This window comes from Corynebacterium sp. HMSC08A12 (genome assembly GCF_001807485.1).
Classification (GTDB): domain Bacteria; phylum Actinomycetota; class Actinomycetes; order Mycobacteriales; family Mycobacteriaceae; genus Corynebacterium; species Corynebacterium evansiae.
In genome coordinates, this window is sequence record NZ_KV789168.1 from 222,565 (window position 1) to 238,724 (window position 16,160).

Here is a 16,160-nt window from a genome sequence, read left to right on the forward strand (position 1 = left end):
ACTGGTTCGATCCCAGTATCGCGCACAGGATCTTCGGATCCACCTGCGAAGGATTAAACCCTTTCGCACGCGGATGTAGCGCAGTTGGTAGCGCATCACCTTGCCAAGGTGAGGGTCGCGAGTTCGAGTCTCGTCATCCGCTCCAAAGTTTTTTGGGGGCGCCATGCCCCCTTTTTTCATGCCTTACCAGCGGCGTGGCAGCGCTCCCGGGGAGATTCGGGGGCTAAAATTAGTCGGCGATGAACGCCGAGAATTCTTCCTCTACACGTGCAGAAAGCCGCGTGGACACCTCCCAGATCCTCTGCTGGGTGTTCTGGCCGCTGGCTGTAATGACCTTTATCCATCGCGTATTCGTTCACCCTTGGAACTCGCGACTCACCGACGACTTCGGCACGGTTATCTCAGCGCTGTACAAGTTCCGCGCCCAGGAGGCGATCTACGACCAGGACTACTCCTCCACGGATCCGCACTACCTCTACTCCCCCGGCGCCACGCTGCTGCTGAGCCCCCTGTCGTTGCTAACGAACATCGACCTCGCGCGGGCCGTGTACGTGGTCGGCAACGGTGTTGCGGCGGTGCTGGCGGTCGTGGTGCTCACGAAGCTCTTTGATTATTCCCTGCGCTCCTGGGTTCTACCCGTCGGCATCTTCTTCCTCTTCAGCTCCGAATCGATCGCCAACACCCTCGGGTTCGGCAACATCAACGGCGTGCTGTTGCTGGCCGAGGCGCTGTTCCTGTGGCTGCTCATCAACAACCGAGGAGTTCTGGCGGGTATCGTCATCGGCCTGGCCATCACGATCAAGCCGCAGTTCCTGCCGCTGCTCTTCATTCCCCTGATGCGCCGCCAGCTGTCCACCATCGCCACTGGACTGGCGATCCCGGTCGCCATGAACGTCATCGCCTGGCCGCTCACCACAAACGCGGGCGATTACTTCGACAAGCTGCTGCCCTACCTCGGCGGGGTGCGGGATTTCGCCAACTCGTCGATCCCCGGCGTGGGCGTGTACTTCGGCTTCCCGGATTGGACGATCTGGCTGTGGCGCATTTTGGCCGCCATCTGCGTGCTCGTGGCGTTGGCGATGCTGCTGCGCTTCCGCGACCGCGATCCGGTGATGTGGGCCGCCACCACCGCCGGCGTGCTTCTGACGGGCGTGTTCCTGATTAGCAGCCTAGGCCAGATGTACTACTCGATGCTGCTGCTGCCGATCCTCTTCACGGTTCTTTCCTCCCGCTCCGTGATGCACAGCCCCGTGGCGTGGCTGGGAGTGTACTTCTTCTTCAGCCACGATTCGTGGTTCTCGGACCGGTGGGTCAACTACGGCCGGGTGGCGGAATATACGCGCGGCACTATTGGTTGGTCACTGTTGCTGGTCGCCGCTGCGGTGGTTTCTACGATGTGGTTCTTTAGGGATCGACGCCACAACGTCCACCCCCTAGGCGATGTACACACGAATGGTCTTTTCTACCGGGAGAAGACTAGGACAGGAGAAGCTACTGATGGCTGAGTTGAACCCGACCGCTGATTTCCGCGAGCTCACTGACGAACAATGGCGCGAGCGCCTGACCCCTGAGGAGTTCGCCGTGCTCCGCCGGGCCGGAACCGAGGCCCCCTTTAAGGGCGAGTACACGGACACCGAGACCGAGGGTGTGTACGCCTGCAAGGGCTGCGGCGCGGAACTGTTCCGCTCGACCGAGAAGTTCCACTCGCACTGCGGCTGGCCGAGCTTTTTCGACCCGAAGGATTCGGACGCGGTGATTACCCGCGTCGACGATTCCCTCGGCATGCGCCGCATCGAGGTTCTGTGTGCGCAGTGCGAAGGCCACCTGGGCCATGTTTTCGAGGGCGAGGGTTATCCCACGCCCACTGATTTGCGCTATTGCATCAACAGCATTGCTTTGACGCTGCAGCCGGCCGAGGATCCGGCCAGCTAGAGCCCAGTTAGGGCCGGATGCTGCTAGGCCAGCGACTCCACGAAGCTAGCCAGCTCCTCCTTGTCGCCGTTAACGCGGCGACCGGTGAAGAACGGGATTTCCTCGCGCACGTGGTGGCGAGCCTCCGTGTAGCGCATCTTGTACATCAGCTCGACGATGCGCTCCAGGGTCGGGGACTCAAAGGCCAGGATCCACTCGTAGTCACCCAGTGCGAAGGCGGGAACGGTGTTAGCACGAACCTCGTCGAAGCCCAGGGCGGCCTTGCCGTGCTCGCGCAGCAGGCGGGAGCGCTCCGCGCGATCCATGGTGTACCACTCGTAGCTGCGAACGAACGGGTAGACGCAGATCCAATCGCCCGGCTCCTCGCCCATGATGAAGGACGGCAGGTGAGCCTTGTTGAACTCGCTCGGGCGGTGCAGGCAGGTGTTGGACCATACCGGCTCGCAGGCCTGCCCCAGCTTGGTTTCCTTGAGGAAGCGGCGGTAGGCCACCTGCAGATCCTGCATCTTCTCCGCGTGCCACCAGATCATGACGTCGGCCTCGGCGCGCAGTGCGGACAGGTCGTAGACACCGCGGATAACCAGGTCCTCATCCTCGAAGGAATCAATGAATGCCTGAAAATCAGCAGCTACCTCCGCGCGATCCCCCAGCACGCCCGGCTCGATCTTGAAGACCGAGTAGGTGGCGAAGCGAACGACGGCGTTGAGACGCTTGATTTCCTGCGCGTTCAGTTCAGTCATGGTGTTTAGCCTCTTTAGCCTTTCTGAGTTCCATTCATAGGTTCTATGGCAGCCGTTAACGGCTTATACCAAATCCAATCTACGCGAGATCACCCTCCTGAGGAGCTAGGCGTGGGGTGGATCACGCCATCTCGCGGATGATCTCCCGCGCGGCCTCCACGCCCGAAGCGGCGGTTGCGGGCACGCCCACACCGTTGAGCATCGAACCGGCAAGCGCCAGCCCGCGGATACCCAGTACCTCGTCGTAGGCCTGGGACATTGCATCCATGTAGCCCACGCCATAGCGCGGCAAGCCACCCCACCAGCGCTGGACGAAATACTCCTCCGGGGTCTTCCGCTCGCCGGTGATGCGCTCCAGATCCTCGACCGCGAAGCTCAGCAGGGCACGGTTATCTACCTCCAGGTGCCACGGGTTGCCAAAGCTGCCGAAGCTAGCCCGCACAATGGCTCCCCCGCGTTCGGCCAGGTGCGGCCACTTACGAGACGAGAACGTGAAAGCCTTCGCCTCCGTGGGGGCGTCACTTCCCAAAAGAACGCCCGAACGCTCCGGGATGCCGTGTGCAGAAGCCATGCGCATGCCGACGACTACGCTGCTGGCGAGGTCGATCTCACCCAGCACGTCCGCGGCGGTGGGAGCCATGTACTGCAGGATGGCCGACGCAGTGGGCGCCGGGGTGGCGATGATGACGGCATCGAACTCGCCGATGGGATCGATGTAGTAGCCGCCTCGAGTGCGGCCGATGGATTCCACTGCGGTGTTGCGCAGGAGCTCCGGATTTGCGTGGCGCACCAGCGCGTCTACCAGGCTGGCGTAACCCCCGCGCAGGCTGCGGAAGACGGGATTCGGCTTCTCCCCCTCCTTGGGCTCGGGGCGCTGGGAAAGAAGGTGCTCGATGGCATCCACCAGGAAGAACGGTTGGCCCTCCGCGCCACGGCGATCCAGCTCCGCCGCCAGCTGCGGAAGCGTGGCGCGCACTCCCAGGTCAAAAGCGTTGCAGGAATACACGCCGCCCAGCAGCGGGGAGACCAAGCGGTCGACCACAATGCGGCCCAGGCGGGCTTCTACCAACTGTCCGACTGACGTGTCCTGTCCCGGCGTCCAGGTCATGGGCTGCCCGTTACGCTCGGCGTCGATGCGCGCAGCACCGTCTTGCCCCACCACCTCGGCAACGTCCGCGCCGCGGGAAGGGATGCCCATCAACGTGCGCCGCGGAATATCCACCAGCGCACCGTCCACATAGAAACCGCTTGGCAGGCCAGAGGGCACACACAACTGGTCCCCCAGCCCAACGGACTCAACCAGTTCAGTGAAGTCCTGGCGGAAACCCATGTAGGCCTCCGCTCCCATATCCACCGGACCGTTGGCATAGTTCACCGTCTTTAGCTTTCCGCCCAGGCGATCGTAGGCCTCAGTCAGCAGGATGCGGGCGTTCGGCCCCAGCTGCCGGCGCAGCTCCCATGCCGCGGCCAGGCCGGCGATGCCGCCGCCGATAATGGCGACGCGCAGCCCCTCCAGCCCGGAGGTATCTAGCTTCTCGAAGTGGCAGGAAAACTGGTTGGCCTTCATCGCTTGTGTACCTCCTCGAAGGCGCGGGTGATGGCATCGGGATCGGTGTTCGGCAAAACCCCGTGCCCCAGGTTGAAGATGTGTCCGCGGGCCTGGCCGCGCTCGATGGCGCGGTCGGCCTCGGCACAGATGCGGGCGATCTGCGCCTCTACAACGTCCGAACCAGCGAACAGCACAGCCGGATCCAGGTTGCCCTGCAGCGCCTTGGCGCGGGTGGTCGGCTCCGCCGTCGGGTTAGCCTCTTGCAACGCGGCGGATACGCGGGTGGCTGCGGAATCCAGCGGCACGCGCCAATCCACGCCCACCACGTCGGGGCCGGCCAGAGCCATGTCGCCCAACAGCTCCCCGGTGCCCACGCCAAAGTGGATCATCGGCACGCCATAGGCGCGCATCGCATTGAAAATCTCGGTGGAGTACGGGCGGACGAACTCGCGGTAATCCCGCGCCGTCAGATAGCCGGCCCAGGAGTCAAACAACTGCAGGGCATCCACACCAGCCTCTGCCTGAACCTGCAGGAAGCGGATAATAGTGGGCGTCAATTGGCGCATCAGGGCATGCCACACATCCGGCTGCGAGTACATCAGGGCCTTCGTGACCTCGTGGTTCTTCGAGGGACCGCCCTCGACGAGGTAGGAGGCAAGCGTAAACGGAGCACCGGCGAAACCGATGAGAACCTGGTCGTCGCGCAGCCCCTCCAGCACACCGCCGATGCCTTCGACGATGCTATCGAGCTGACTGCTCTCCACAATCGGCAGCGCAGCTACCTCCTCTGCCGTGCGCACGGGGTGCTGTACGACGGGACCGCGGCCGGCCACAATATCCAGATCCACTCCTGCGGCCTTGAGCGGCACCACGATGTCGGAAAACAGGATCGCCGCGTCCGCATCGTGCCGACGAACCGGCTGCAGGGTAATCTCCGCGAGCAGCTCCGGGTTAAAGCAGGATTCCAGCATTCCGTAGTCTTTACGGATCTCGCGGTACTCCGGTAGCGAGCGTCCGGCTTGGCGCATCATCCACACCGGGCGGCGACTAGGGGTTTCTCCGCGCGCTGCGGCGAGGAACGGCGCGTCCTTGTGGGCGCGACGCCGCGCTTCGGCGGCAGCGGTATCAGCTTGGATGGGGCAATCAATAGGCTCACTCGTCATAGATGCCATTATGCCAGCGCCCTCGGCGCGCCTCACAAACGCGACAAACCTTAAAGGCTAGGTTTAGGCCTTGTGAGCCAAGAGACTGAGATCCCAGAGTACTTCCACGAAGCGGTGCGCTCCATGTCGGAAGCACAAGTGCGTCGCGGCATCAGCGTCGGAGACATCCGACCGCCCCGCAACCTCGCACCCCTCAGCCACGCCATCGGCCTCGAGGTGCTGCCCGCCGACGAGGACAGTGACGACAGCACCGGAACCCCCGCCGGCGATGCCTTCGGCCGCCTGATCCTGCTCCACGACCCGCAGGGCGAAGAGCAATGGAAGGGCAAGCGCATGCGCATGGTCGCCTACATCCAGGCGGACATGGATGCCGCCGTGGCCTCCGACCCGCTGCTGCCGGACGTGGCATGGGACTGGCTCAAGGAGCAGCTGGATTCCCCGAGTTGTGAATACACCGACCTCGGCGGCACGGTGACTTCTACTGCTTCCGTCCGCTACGGAGAGATCGGCGGCCCACCGCGCGCCTTCCAACTGGAGATGCGCGCCTCCTGGACCGCCACCGGTTCCGACCTCACGGGCCACGTCCAAGCCTTCGCGGAGGTGCTGGCTAACGTCGCCGGCCTGCCGCCCGAGGGTGTGACCAGCCTGGCTTTCGGTGCCCGCCCCGCGGGCACCGCGGCCGCCAACGACTCCTAGTAAAACAACTTCTAGTACAGGTGGGAGGCTCCGGGGCGAGGTAACCGGCGGGCTGACGTATCGTTAGAGCCGTGAGTTTTGTCTCTGTCCCCGCCGCCGGCACCCCGGTACTGCGGGATACCCCGCAGCACATCGACGCAGCCGCCCGCGCACTCGCCGCAGGCCACGGCCCCATCGCCATCGACACGGAGCGCGCCTCTGCCTACCGCTACGACGATCGCGCGTTCCTGATCCAGCTGCGTCGCCACGGCTCCGGCACCTTTCTGATTGATCCGGAGGCCGAACCCCAAGCCACCCGCCGCATGGCCAAGGTCGTGAACGAAGCCGAATGGGTGCTCCACGCCGCGCACACCGACCTTCCATGTCTGCTGGCCTTGGATTGGCACCCACAGGTACTGCACGACACGCAGATTGCCGGGCAGATCCTCGGGGCCGAGCGCATCGGCCTTTCCGGCATGCTGGAGGCCTACTTCGACATTGAGGTGCCCAAGGATAAAGGCAACGCGGACTGGTCGCGCAGGCCGCTGACCGACGCGATGCTGAACTACGCCGCCCTGGACGTCGAATGGCTGCTGGAGCTACTGGAACACTGCCTCGATGACCTCACCGAGGCGGGTCGCACCGAGTGGTATGTCCAGGAGTGCGCACACGTGCTGGCATCCGCCTCTCCCCTGTCCGCGAACGACTGGACGAGTCTGAAGGGCTTGAGTTCTCTGCGCGGCGCCCTGCCCCGCCGGATCGCCCACGACCTCTGGGAATCCCGCGACACCATGGCCCGCCGCGGCGACATCTCCCCGGAGGCCATCCTGCGCAGCCGTGACCTCGTGGACATCGCCGGCCGTGCCGATCGCGACCGCGCCGGTGCGCTGCGGCAGTTGAACTCCTGCCTGCATCACTCGCGGGCGCGCATGAAACCTCGGGCTCGCAGGCACATGGCCGAGCTTCTTTCGGACGCCCTCACGTCCGAGACCCAAGACCTCGAAACCCAACAGTTCCTGCCGCCGCGAAACCCCACGCGCGGCATTCCGGATCACAAAGTCTGGCCGGAGGAATACCCCCGTGCGGCTGCCTACTCCGAAGCGATTCTCTCCGCGGCCGATGACGTAGCGGATCGCCTGCAGATCCGCCTCGACACGGTTGTTACCAGGAAAAATCTGCGCCAAGCTGCCTGGTCCTGCTGGCAGGCCGAAGACTCAAGCGCGCTAGATGGGGCCGATGACCCGATCGCGGAGTGGGAGGAACTGCTCGGCGAAAAGTGGTCCGCCCTGGGGCTGCGACCGTGGCAGGTGGAGTTATTGCTCGACGCTGTCACCCCTGCCGTCGCGGCAGTCTACGCAGGCTAGAGCTTCTCCGCGTAACCCACGACGGTCCGGGCGACGGTCTCCACGTCCAGGCCCAGCTCCTCGAGCACCTCGCCGCGCGAGGCATGAGCCAGGAACTCTTGCGGTACGCCCAGGTTGCGGACGGGCACGTCGATGCCTGCCTGGGACAGGTCGTAGTGCAGACGGCTACCCGCTCCGCCGTGCACGCCGTTGTCCTCGATCGTCACGATGAGGTCGAAGTCGCGGGCGAGCTCCAGCAAGCTATCCGCAGTGGGAACTACCCAGTGGGGATCCACGACGGTGGCGGAGAAGTTGGCGTCACAAAGAGCTTGCGCAGCCCCCAGAGCCTGGTCCGTAAGAGCTCCGAAAGAGACAATGAGTACGCGACCGTCGGCCTGCTCTCCGCCCTGCTCGAACAGGACGTCGTAATCGGCCTCCTCGCGCACGGCGGGCACATCGGCGGGGGCGTTGCCCTTCGGGAAGCGCACGACGGTCGGAGCATCGTCGATGGCCACTGCGCGGTCGAGTGCCAGCTGCAGGGTGCGCGCGTCGCGCGGGGCGGCGACGTGGATGCCGGGGACAATGCCGGTGATCGACAAGTCCCACATGCCGTTGTGGCTGGCGCCGTCGGAGCCCGTGATGCCGGCGCGGTCGAGGACGATGGTGACGCCCAGCTTCAGCAGGGCGACGTCCATCAAAAGCTGGTCAAATGCGCGGTTGAGGAACGTCGAGTAGACGGCCACTACCGGGTGCAGGCCGCCGAGAGCCAGGCCGGCGGCGGAGGTCACAGCATGTTGCTCGGCGATGCCGACGTCGTAGGTGCGGCTGGGGTGGACCTTAGCAAAGTCGGCCAGGCCGGTCGGGCCAGCCATGGCGGCGGTGATGGCGACGATGTCCTCCCGCTCGTTGGCAATGTCGATCAGGTGGTTGGAGAACACCTTGGTCCAGCTGATCGCGCCCTCGGTCTTCTTCGCCATCGACTCACCGGTGATCGGGTCGATCACGCCGGTGGAGTGCATCTGGTCGGCCTCGTCCTGCTCGGCGGGGTCGAAGCCCTTGCCCTTCTGCGTGACGGTATGGACGATCACGGGGCCGCCGTAGTCCTTGGCGTAGCGCAGAGCGTTCTCGACCTGCTTGAGGTCGTGGCCATCGACGGGGCCAATGTACTTCAGGCCCAGCTCCGGAAACATCTCATGCGGGATGACGGTGTGCTTCACGCCCTCCTTGAGGCCGTGAATCACCTGGAAGGCGCGGTCGCCCACCCAGCCCATTCGACCCAGGGCGTACTTGCCGGTATCCATCACCCGGTCGTACATCGGCTGCAGGCGCAGCGCTGCCAGGTTCTCGGCCAGGCCGCCGATCGTGGGCGAATAGGAGCGGCCGTTGTCATTGACGACGATGACCAGGCTGCGCTTCTTCGCGGCGGCGATGTTGTTCAGCGCCTCCCACGTCATGCCGCCGGTCAGCGCGCCGTCGCCGACTAGGGCGACGACGTGGCGGTGAACCTGTCCGGTCAGCTCGAAGGCCTTGGCCAGACCATCTGCGTAGGACAGCGAGGCGGAAGCGTGGGAGGATTCAGTCCAGTCGTGGGGAGACTCCGCCCGATCCGGGTAACCGGAGAGCCCGTCCTTTTGACGCAGCGTGTCGAAAAGGTCCCGGCGACCCGTCAAGATCTTGTGCACATAAGACTGGTGGCCGGTGTCGAAAATCAGCGGGTCCGAAGGCGAGTCGAATACCCGGTGCATGGCGATCGTCAGCTCTACAACGCCCAGGTTCGGTCCCAGGTGGCCGCCGGTTGCGGAGACCTTCTGGATAAGAAACTCGCGGATCTCCGCGGCCAGCTGCTCTAGCTGGTCTGCGTCCAGCCCCTTGAGGTCAGCGGGCGAAGACACCCTATCGAGAATTCCCATGTGAAACTACTCTTCTCCGTCCTCATGTCTCGCGCCGAATGTTTTGTCTGTCCATTCTAACTGCGCTCAAGTGTTTTGAAAGAATCCCCTACCGGGGTTTAAGAGCCTGCGCGACCGCGGCGGTCCGGAACCAAATATGCCAGCAGTTCTACGTGGTGGTTAAGGCCGAAGGCATCCACCACGCACAGCTCCTTAATTGCGTATCCGTTGTCGATCCAAGCTGAAAGGTCGCGGGCGGCGGTGGCCGGGTCGCATCCCACGTGAACGACGTGCCGCGGGCGGGCCTTGGCAATATCGGCAACCGTCTGCGTGCCCGCGCCCGTGCGCGGCGGGTCCAGAACCACCGCGTGCACGGATCCTCCGCTTGGCAGTTGGGGAACCAGACCCGCCACATCGCCACCGACAAACTCGACATTGTCGATGCCAGCCGCCGCCAGGGCCTGTGCCCCTGCCTCGCTGGCGCTACCGGCCACGTCTACGCAGACCACTCGGTCGGCCTTGCGGGATAGCGGCGCGCTGAATACTCCAGCGCCGCCGTACAGATCCCACGCAATCGACTGCTTAGGCTTTGCCCCCTCAGCCTTCTGCCCCTGCGCCACCGGCGGGATGTGGCGGGCAATCCAGGCGGAGTAGAACTCCGGCGCTACACGGTGCGCCTGCCAGAAGTCCTGCACCTGGCTTTCCCACTGCACGTTGAACTCCTGGTCGAGGCCGACCCCAAAGTGCACGGTGCGGGAAACGGTGGGGATCTCGCCCGCACCATCCGTGGCTTTACCCCGCAGCTGCACCATCTTGCGAGTGCCGTCATCTGCCACGGCAACGGCGATCTCGGTGTTGGGTACCAAGTTCCCGGCCGCTCGCAGCTGCTCGATTTCTTCGGCCAGCCCTTCTCGCAGCGCCTCGCTCCACTGCGCACAGGGGTGCTCTACGGGCACCACCTGGTGCGAGCCGCGTGCCCGCTGGCCGACGTTGCCCTCCCCGTCCACTGCCAGACGCACGCGCGTGCGCGAGCCCGCGAAGGGCTGCAGGCTCTCGGTATCGATGGTGACATTCTGTAGGGATTCGGCATCGATCTTGCCCACGCGAGCCAGCTGATCCAGCACCACTTGCTTCTTATAGTCCAGCGACCCGGCTGCGTCCACGAAATCCAGGTCGCAACACCCAGCCCCAGCCTGTGCTGCCGGGCATGCCGGGGACACACGGTGGGGGCTCGGCTGTCCGATGGCTACAGCCTCGCCGTTGCGGAAACCTTTCTTAGACTTCGAGTTCCGCGCCGGATCCAGCGCCACCGTCACATCCTTCTCGCCCGGCAGTCCACCGCGCACGAACACGATTTGCCCGTCCAGTCGGCCGATCACGGTGCCGCCGTTCGCCGGACCCGCCAGGTCGATCACTACTTCTTCCTTCTTAGTGACGCCCATCAGCCTCCACCTCTTCGATACCTTCTTCTACGCTTTCCGCTTCGATCTGCGTTGGGTCTTGCGCGTCTTCGCCCGGCTTCTCCGAGTGCCGCCCCTCCGCTCGGTTCGCTGCCTTCACTGCCCAAACGGTGACCGCCACTGCTACCAGCGTCAGGGGCCATCCCATTGCGATGCGGGTGTACCCGAGGGCGTCAGTCTTATCGCCAGCATAGAGCCACTGCTGAACGGCAAAGCGGGCGAAGAACACCACGGCCCACGCAAGGGTGGCGATGTTGAAGGCCCGCACTGCTCGGCGGTTCGTGCGCCAGCGGTGATCATCACCATTGATGCCGCGCCATACCGCGCCGACCAGCGGCCAGCGAACAAAGATCGAAATAATGGATGCGATGCCTGCCACCAGCGAGTACCAGATGCCGTAGGCGAAATAGCCCTTTGCATCCCCCATGATCCAGGCGATCGCTGCGCACAGCGCGACCGCGAGGAAGCCGGAGATCGCCGGCTGCAGGTTCTCCTTGCGCGCTACGCGCCACACCAGAATCAACACTGCAACCGCCAGCGCAGAAATCAGCGCGGGTCCCAGACCCCACTGGCTGTTTACCGGCACCAGAACCAGCACGGGCAACGTGGAGGAGACCAGTCCGGACAGGCCTCCCATTTGCTCCAGCAGGGTGGCCTGGGCTGCATCGCCGCCCTGTTGCGGCTCTGTCTTTCCTGCCATTACTGCAGATCCTCGCCCAGATTCCGGGTAGCTCCCTGGGATTCGGCATTCTGGCGGTGGGCCAGCTCCTGCAGCTGCTCCTGCAAAGCATCCGCCATGGCCTGCGGCATCAACACCGGCAAAGGCTGGCCGGCCGGAATTGGGTCGCTGCCGCGGCGGATAAAGGTACGTGCGATGATCTCCCGGCCCACCTTGGCCAACTCGTCCGCCTTGGACTTCTCTCCGGCCAGCGTCGCCCGGAACATCCAACGCGGACCGTTCACGCCGATCAGGCGCATCTGCCCCTCACCGGCTACCGCGCAGATCTCCTGGCCCCACGGGCCGTCCTCGACGTGAACGTCCAGGCCGTCCTTCGTCATGCCCGCGACCGTCTCCTCGACAGATTCGGCCCACAGGTCACCGTTTCGCGGTGCAGCGAAGGCAATCGGGGTAATGCGCCCACCGTCGATCTCCAGGTGAATCATCTGCGGCCCCTCCGGCCCCATATCCACCTTGACCTCACCGCCGTGCGGCACCGGAATGAGCATGGAGCCCAGATCCAAAGCTCCCGCGGCAAAATCCGAGAAGTCGAAGTCCTGGAAGTTCACCGTGTCGCCGTCAAACGGGCCAAAGTCGTTTTCTGGCTGATCCTGCTGCGGCTGAACAGCTTCCTCTACTTGATTCTTGTCGTCGTTATTCTTGCGACCAAACATCTCAAAACTCCGTCTTCTGTTGGCTTCTTAAGTTACTTCGAGTGCAGCTAAGCGTTGCGAGTCTAAACCCCAGTGGAGCCATAGCCGGACTCGCCCCGCACGGTCTCCCCCAGTTGCTCTACGCTCTCGACCTCTTCGACATCGCACAGGCTGACTTCCTGCACCAGCAACTGTGCAATTCGCTCGCCGCGTGTCAGCTCAATGGGCTGTTCAGGATCTAGGTTGATCAGGCATACCTTGATCTCCCCGCGGTAGTCCGCATCGATCGTCCCCGGGGCGTTAACGATGGAAAGCCCCTTCTTCAGTGCGAGCCCACTACGCGGGTGCACCAAACCCACCGTGCCTACGGGCAATGCGATCGCAATGCCTGTCCCTACAAGCTCTCGGTGACCAGGGGCAATGGTCACATCCTGAGCTGTGTAGAGGTCGATGCCGGCATCCGTTGGGTGGGCGCGTCGCGGCAAGGGCAGCTCCTTGTCTAAGCGAACGATGCGCAGCGGGGCGTCATTTCCATCTAGTCCATTTTGCTTAAAGGTCACGGTCTCCAAGACTACAAGTACCCAACCGAAGTTACGATGTTCGAAACCCCACGGGCTAGAATTACTAGACAGCACGCAAAGCGAACAGAACTATCAGGAGTTATTCAATTGGCATCGGACGTTCAGCAGGAAAAGCTGCTGTATTCGGAGCACCAGCGCGTACCCCTAGTGTGGTGGCTGTTCGCCGCGGGCGTAGTCGCGATCATTGCGTGGCAGGCGCAGATGGGTCGTCCGATGTGGGCCTTCTACGTCGCCCTCGTAATCTCCGGTGCGCTGGCCGTATGGACATTGATCTACTTCTCCCGCACGAAGGTGGAAGTCAGGGAAGATAGCTCCGGCGAGCGGTGGCTGCACGTCGGGCCGGCAAAACTGCCCGCAAGCGTGGTTAGCCGCAGCTTGGTTATTCCCCCTACCGCCAAGCGCGCAGCAATGGGCCGCCAGTTGGATCCGGCTGCTTATGTCGTGCACAAAAATTGGATCCCGACGATGGCGATGCTCGTCCTGGACGATCCGGACGACCCAACCCCCTACTGGCTGATCTCCACTAAGGAACCTCAGGAGGTTCTGGAGCAGCTTGGTCGCCCGATCTACTAATGCAGCTTAAGCGCAGTCCTTGCAGATGTACTCGCCGTCGGCAACGGTTTCTGCAATGCAGCTGCGGTGCTGCACCAGGAAACACACGCTGCAGGTGAACTCGTCGCTCTGGCGCGGGATTACAGAACCGGACAGCTCCTCGCCAGAAAGGTCCGCCATGGGTACGTCGAAGGGCTCAACGATCTCTCCATCATCCGTATCGGAAACGGACGGCTCGGCCTTCTCGGCGGCCTTCAGGCCCTCCAGAGAGTCGGTCTCGATGTCGTCTTCGGAACGTCGGCGCGGCGCGTCGTAGTCAGTGGCCATTAGGGGTCCTTACTTACGTCGGTTGTGTCGATCAGATGGAGTGCAAAACAGCCAGCGGGACTGGCTGAAAATTGCCTTAACTCGTCTCACTGTTCGCGGATCCTAGAGCACATGTACACCCCTTGTCACTTTCACGCGCGCTCTGGCGCCCGATTGGGGTAAAAGGATCCCCCCGTGGCTATTCCACCAGCAGTTCAGCCAGTTCCGCAGCCACCCCCGGCTTCACCGCCAAGACAAGCGCCTTCTCCTCCTTCGTCACGTCGTAATCCGGGGCCACGCTGATCGCTCCGGCACGCGCGGCAATCAGACATCCCGCCGCGTGATCCCACGGACCCAACCCGTGTTCAAAGTAAGCATCTACTTCCCCGCTTGCCACGCGACACAGGTCCAGTGCCGCCGAACCGATCCGTCGAATATCGCGAACCTTCGGCAGCAGGCGGGTCAGCCGTTCCGCCTGGCGGCGGCGATCTTCAGCCACGTACGAAAAGCCGGTAGCAACCAGCGCCTTCCCCAGTGCTCCACCAGGCGCTGCCTCCTGCTCCGCCGGTTCCACGCGCAGAGTAACGGCCGCGGCCTTATCGGCAATGTCCTTCAAGCGCCGCGCCGGCCCGCCCGCATGCGCCACGTAGGCAACCTGGCCTGTCACGTCCACCACCACTCCGGCTACTGGCTGACCGTTCACCACTGCGGCGATGCTCACGGCATAGGCCGGAACCCCGTAGAGGAAGTTCACTGTTCCATCAATCGGATCAACGATCCATAGAACCTCCCCCGGGGCACTGTCCTCGCTACTCAAGCCGCTTTCCTCACCGAGCACGCGGGATCCGGGCACCCGCTGCAGCAGCTGCTCTGTAATGAGTTTCTCGCTGGCCTGGTCTACCTCCGTCACCGGATCCACCTCGGAGGTCTTCGTCCCCACCACGCCGACGTGACCGTGCTCGTCGGCGAGTTCGCCACGACGGCGTCGAATAAGGACAGCCGTCTCGCGCGCCACCTCGAGGGCTACTGCCTCCAGGTCGGCAGGGCTAAGGGTTTTTTCTCTTGTGGACGCCCCAGCCTCCCCCGCCGTCGACACCTCGTCGAACACTCGCAGGGGCGCCTGGTTGGATTCTGCCCGCTGGAAAATCGTCGCTACCTCACGCGCCTTAGCGCTCATACTTGCTGAACCCGTGTTTTCCATGCTCTCCACCTTGCCATTCCTGATCACTCTTCACAGCCACCTTCCACGGGGCAGACTGCTAGACCCCGATGCCGAGCGCAGCCCAATATCTTCAAGGTAGTGTTATGGGCATGACTGAGGACAAGGCAGAGCAGAACCTGAGTTTCGGCGTAGACATCGGTGGATCCGGTGTGAAAGGCGCCGTAGTAGACCTCAACACCGGCGAGCTGGTCACCGAGCGTTTTAAGATCCTCACCCCGAAGCCCTCCACCCCGGATGCAGTGGCGGAGGTCGTGCGCAAGCTGATGGACATGGCCGAATGGGACGGTCCGGTGGGTGTCACGGTGCCCGCCGTAGTTAAGGACCAGAAGGCTCGCTCCGCGGCGAACATCGACAAGTCGTGGATCGATACCGATATGCAGGAGCTGTTCAAGCGCCACCTCGGCGAAAGGGAAATCGCTGTTCTTAATGACGCCGACGCAGCCGGCCTGGCCGAGGTGAAGTACGGCGAGGAGAGTGCGAAGCAAGGCGCAGTTCTGATGCTTACCTTCGGAACCGGCATCGGCTCGGCCATGCTGTGTGATGGCCACCTGTTCCCCAACTCCGAGCTCGGCCACCTGCCGCACGACGAGAACGGTGACGTCGAGTGGTATGCCAGCTCCGCAGCGAAGGATCGCGAAGAGTTGTCCTATAAGAAGTGGGCTGCTCGCGTGGATGAGGTTCTCCACGCCTACAGCGCCCTGTTTAGCCCGAGGACCTTTATCGTCGGCGGCGGCATTTCTCGCAAGGCTGACAAATGGGTTCCCCTGTTGACCGTCGAAGAAAACGTCATCCCGGCGAAGTTGCGCAACCAGGCGGGCATTATCGGCGCTGCAATGGCCGTGCAGGATGGCATCAAGCCTTAGTATTCGCTAGAAAGCAACCGCTCTATCCCCGGGATGGTTGCAACGCCGTGCTGATATTTGAGTTATAATGGGCGGTCGATTAGCACAGCAGGGGTCTCAACGCCCCTCCTAAACCATCGGTTGCGGGTATGCCGCAACCTGGTGCACCCCAATTCATCTTCGGAATGTGGCCTTATAGGGCGGCCATTTCAGTGCACCATGCAATACGAGTGAAAGGGCTTCCGTGGCAGCGAACGACTCGACCACCACCGGCGAAGACAGCACCGAGGGTGTTGTGCGCAAGGTTGCAAAGAAGACGGCAGCGAAGAAAACTGCCCGAAAGGTGGCGAAGAAGTCGACGGTTGCCAAGAAGGCCACCGCGCGGAAGGCTACGGCAAAGGCTGCTGAATCTGTTGCCGAGCAGGAGGAGCAGGCGTCCACTCCCGTAAAGAAGGCGGCGAAGAAAACCGCAAAGAAGGCTGCCAAGAAGACTGCGCGCAAGGCCGCGAAGAAGACGGCCAAGAAGGCAACCAAG

16 protein-coding genes, 1 tRNA gene and 1 pseudogene are annotated in these 16,160 nt (G+C 63.3%); 8 read left to right on the plus strand and 10 right to left on the minus strand.

Annotation, left to right across the window (positions count from 1 at the left end; genetic code table 11):
* Nucleotides 1-69: 69 nt before the first annotated feature.
* The 3 genes from HMPREF3166_RS02950 to msrB all read left to right on the plus strand — a co-directional run bounded on the left by HMPREF3166_RS02950 (nucleotide 70) and on the right by msrB (nucleotide 1,932).
* A tRNA-Gly gene (locus HMPREF3166_RS02950) sits at nucleotides 70-145 on the plus strand.
* 94 nt (nucleotides 146-239) lie between these two features.
* Nucleotides 240-1,505 (plus strand): glycosyltransferase family 87 protein, encoded by a 1,266-nt coding sequence (locus tag HMPREF3166_RS02955; protein WP_070487584.1) that lies wholly within the window; start codon nucleotides 240-242, stop codon nucleotides 1,503-1,505.
* The gene (gene msrB / locus HMPREF3166_RS02960; RefSeq protein ID WP_070487587.1) at nucleotides 1,498-1,932 is read left to right on the plus strand and encodes a peptide-methionine (R)-S-oxide reductase MsrB; all 435 of its coding nucleotides are present in this window, start codon (nucleotides 1,498-1,500) and stop codon (nucleotides 1,930-1,932) included. Before HMPREF3166_RS02955 ends, msrB begins: the two co-directional genes overlap by 8 nt.
* Nucleotides 1,933-1,955: 23 nt before the next feature.
* On the opposite strand, the gene hemQ is transcribed toward msrB, so the two are convergent.
* From hemQ to hemE, 3 genes are all read right to left on the minus strand, one after another.
* Nucleotides 1,956-2,672, minus strand: coding sequence for a hydrogen peroxide-dependent heme synthase (hemQ, locus tag HMPREF3166_RS02965; RefSeq protein ID WP_035003773.1), 717 nt, complete (start codon nucleotides 2,670-2,672; stop codon nucleotides 1,956-1,958).
* 121 nt (nucleotides 2,673-2,793) lie between these two features.
* Nucleotides 2,794-4,239 carry a protoporphyrinogen oxidase gene (hemG, locus tag HMPREF3166_RS02970; RefSeq protein ID WP_070487589.1) on the minus strand — a complete coding sequence of 482 codons (1,446 nt, stop codon included), beginning with the start codon at nucleotides 4,237-4,239 and terminating at the stop codon, nucleotides 2,794-2,796.
* The gene (hemE, locus tag HMPREF3166_RS02975) at nucleotides 4,236-5,393 is read right to left on the minus strand and encodes a uroporphyrinogen decarboxylase (RefSeq protein ID WP_070487590.1); all 1,158 of its coding nucleotides are present in this window, start codon (nucleotides 5,391-5,393) and stop codon (nucleotides 4,236-4,238) included. Before hemE ends, hemG begins: the two co-directional genes overlap by 4 nt.
* Nucleotides 5,394-5,456: 63 nt before the next feature.
* Between hemE and HMPREF3166_RS02980 the strand changes: the two genes are divergently transcribed.
* The gene (locus tag HMPREF3166_RS02980; RefSeq protein ID WP_035003765.1) at nucleotides 5,457-6,080 is read left to right on the plus strand and encodes a DUF3000 domain-containing protein; all 624 of its coding nucleotides are present in this window, start codon (nucleotides 5,457-5,459) and stop codon (nucleotides 6,078-6,080) included.
* 71 nt (nucleotides 6,081-6,151) lie between these two features.
* Nucleotides 6,152-7,423, plus strand: a complete 1,272-nt coding sequence (locus HMPREF3166_RS02985) for a ribonuclease D (protein ID WP_035003763.1) — start codon at nucleotides 6,152-6,154, stop codon at nucleotides 7,421-7,423.
* Here the strand turns inward: HMPREF3166_RS02985 and dxs are convergent.
* The 5 genes from dxs to dut all read right to left on the minus strand — a co-directional run bounded on the left by dxs (nucleotide 7,420) and on the right by dut (nucleotide 12,691).
* Entirely contained in the window at nucleotides 7,420-9,312 is a 1,893-nt protein-coding gene (gene dxs, locus HMPREF3166_RS02990; protein WP_070487592.1) for a 1-deoxy-D-xylulose-5-phosphate synthase, read from the minus strand. The genes HMPREF3166_RS02985 and dxs overlap by 4 nt on opposite strands.
* A 98-nt stretch (nucleotides 9,313-9,410) precedes the next feature.
* Entirely contained in the window at nucleotides 9,411-10,733 is a 1,323-nt protein-coding gene (locus HMPREF3166_RS02995) for a class I SAM-dependent RNA methyltransferase (RefSeq protein ID WP_070487594.1), read from the minus strand.
* Nucleotides 10,720-11,451: a DUF3159 domain-containing protein gene (locus tag HMPREF3166_RS03000; protein WP_051901642.1), complete on the minus strand. Its 732-nt coding sequence runs from the start codon at nucleotides 11,449-11,451 to the stop codon at nucleotides 10,720-10,722. Before HMPREF3166_RS03000 ends, HMPREF3166_RS02995 begins: the two co-directional genes overlap by 14 nt.
* A complete protein-coding gene (locus HMPREF3166_RS03005; RefSeq protein WP_070487596.1) occupies nucleotides 11,451-12,143 on the minus strand; it encodes a DUF3710 domain-containing protein in 693 nt (230 codons plus the stop codon). The genes HMPREF3166_RS03000 and HMPREF3166_RS03005 overlap by 1 nt, the downstream gene beginning before the upstream one ends.
* Nucleotides 12,144-12,205: 62 nt before the next feature.
* On the minus strand, nucleotides 12,206-12,691 hold the full coding sequence (gene dut, locus HMPREF3166_RS03010; protein ID WP_371327256.1) for a dUTP diphosphatase: 486 nt from the start codon (nucleotides 12,689-12,691) through the stop codon (nucleotides 12,206-12,208).
* Between the two features lie 99 nt (nucleotides 12,692-12,790).
* Here dut and HMPREF3166_RS03015 point away from each other — a divergent pair, with 99 nt between their 5' ends.
* The gene (locus HMPREF3166_RS03015; RefSeq protein WP_070487598.1) at nucleotides 12,791-13,276 is read left to right on the plus strand and encodes a DUF3093 domain-containing protein; all 486 of its coding nucleotides are present in this window, start codon (nucleotides 12,791-12,793) and stop codon (nucleotides 13,274-13,276) included.
* Nucleotides 13,277-13,282: 6 nt separating this feature from the next.
* Here the strand turns inward: HMPREF3166_RS03015 and HMPREF3166_RS03020 are convergent, their stop codons facing one another.
* Both HMPREF3166_RS03020 and HMPREF3166_RS03025 read right to left on the minus strand, forming a co-directional pair.
* On the minus strand, nucleotides 13,283-13,582 hold the full coding sequence (locus HMPREF3166_RS03020; protein ID WP_005295036.1) for a DUF4193 domain-containing protein: 300 nt from the start codon (nucleotides 13,580-13,582) through the stop codon (nucleotides 13,283-13,285).
* Between the two features lie 178 nt (nucleotides 13,583-13,760).
* Nucleotides 13,761-14,738 (minus strand): inositol monophosphatase family protein, encoded by a 978-nt coding sequence (locus HMPREF3166_RS03025; protein ID WP_246816909.1) that lies wholly within the window; start codon nucleotides 14,736-14,738, stop codon nucleotides 13,761-13,763.
* A 128-nt stretch (nucleotides 14,739-14,866) separates the two neighbouring features.
* Between HMPREF3166_RS03025 and ppgK the strand changes: the two genes are divergently transcribed.
* The gene (gene ppgK / locus HMPREF3166_RS03030) at nucleotides 14,867-15,646 is read left to right on the plus strand and encodes a polyphosphate--glucose phosphotransferase (RefSeq protein ID WP_080971968.1); all 780 of its coding nucleotides are present in this window, start codon (nucleotides 14,867-14,869) and stop codon (nucleotides 15,644-15,646) included.
* Between the two features lie 223 nt (nucleotides 15,647-15,869).
* Nucleotides 15,870-16,160, plus strand: a pseudogene (locus HMPREF3166_RS10290) (RNA polymerase sigma factor); the annotation flags it as partial.

Coding starts and splice junctions, on each gene's coding strand:
- HMPREF3166_RS02955 (WP_070487584.1), top strand. CDS start 240: ATGAACGCCGAGAATTCTTCCTCTACACGTGCAGAAAGCCGCGTGGAC.
- msrB (WP_070487587.1), top strand. CDS start 1,498: ATGGCTGAGTTGAACCCGACCGCTGATTTCCGCGAGCTCACTGACGAA.
- hemQ (WP_035003773.1), bottom strand. CDS start 2,672: ATGACTGAACTGAACGCGCAGGAAATCAAGCGTCTCAACGCCGTCGTT.
- hemG (WP_070487589.1), bottom strand. CDS start 4,239: ATGAAGGCCAACCAGTTTTCCTGCCACTTCGAGAAGCTAGATACCTCC.
- hemE (WP_070487590.1), bottom strand. CDS start 5,393: ATGGCATCTATGACGAGTGAGCCTATTGATTGCCCCATCCAAGCTGAT.
- dxs (WP_070487592.1), bottom strand. CDS start 9,312: ATGGGAATTCTCGATAGGGTGTCTTCGCCCGCTGACCTCAAGGGGCTG.
- HMPREF3166_RS02995 (WP_070487594.1), bottom strand. CDS start 10,733: ATGGGCGTCACTAAGAAGGAAGAAGTAGTGATCGACCTGGCGGGTCCG.
- HMPREF3166_RS03000 (WP_051901642.1), bottom strand. CDS start 11,451: ATGGCAGGAAAGACAGAGCCGCAACAGGGCGGCGATGCAGCCCAGGCC.
- HMPREF3166_RS03005 (WP_070487596.1), bottom strand. CDS start 12,143: ATGTTTGGTCGCAAGAATAACGACGACAAGAATCAAGTAGAGGAAGCT.
- HMPREF3166_RS03020 (WP_005295036.1), bottom strand. CDS start 13,582: ATGGCCACTGACTACGACGCGCCGCGCCGACGTTCCGAAGACGACATC.
- HMPREF3166_RS03025 (WP_246816909.1), bottom strand. CDS start 14,738: ATGAGCGCTAAGGCGCGTGAGGTAGCGACGATTTTCCAGCGGGCAGAA.
- ppgK (WP_080971968.1), top strand. CDS start 14,867: ATGGGCATGACTGAGGACAAGGCAGAGCAGAACCTGAGTTTCGGCGTA.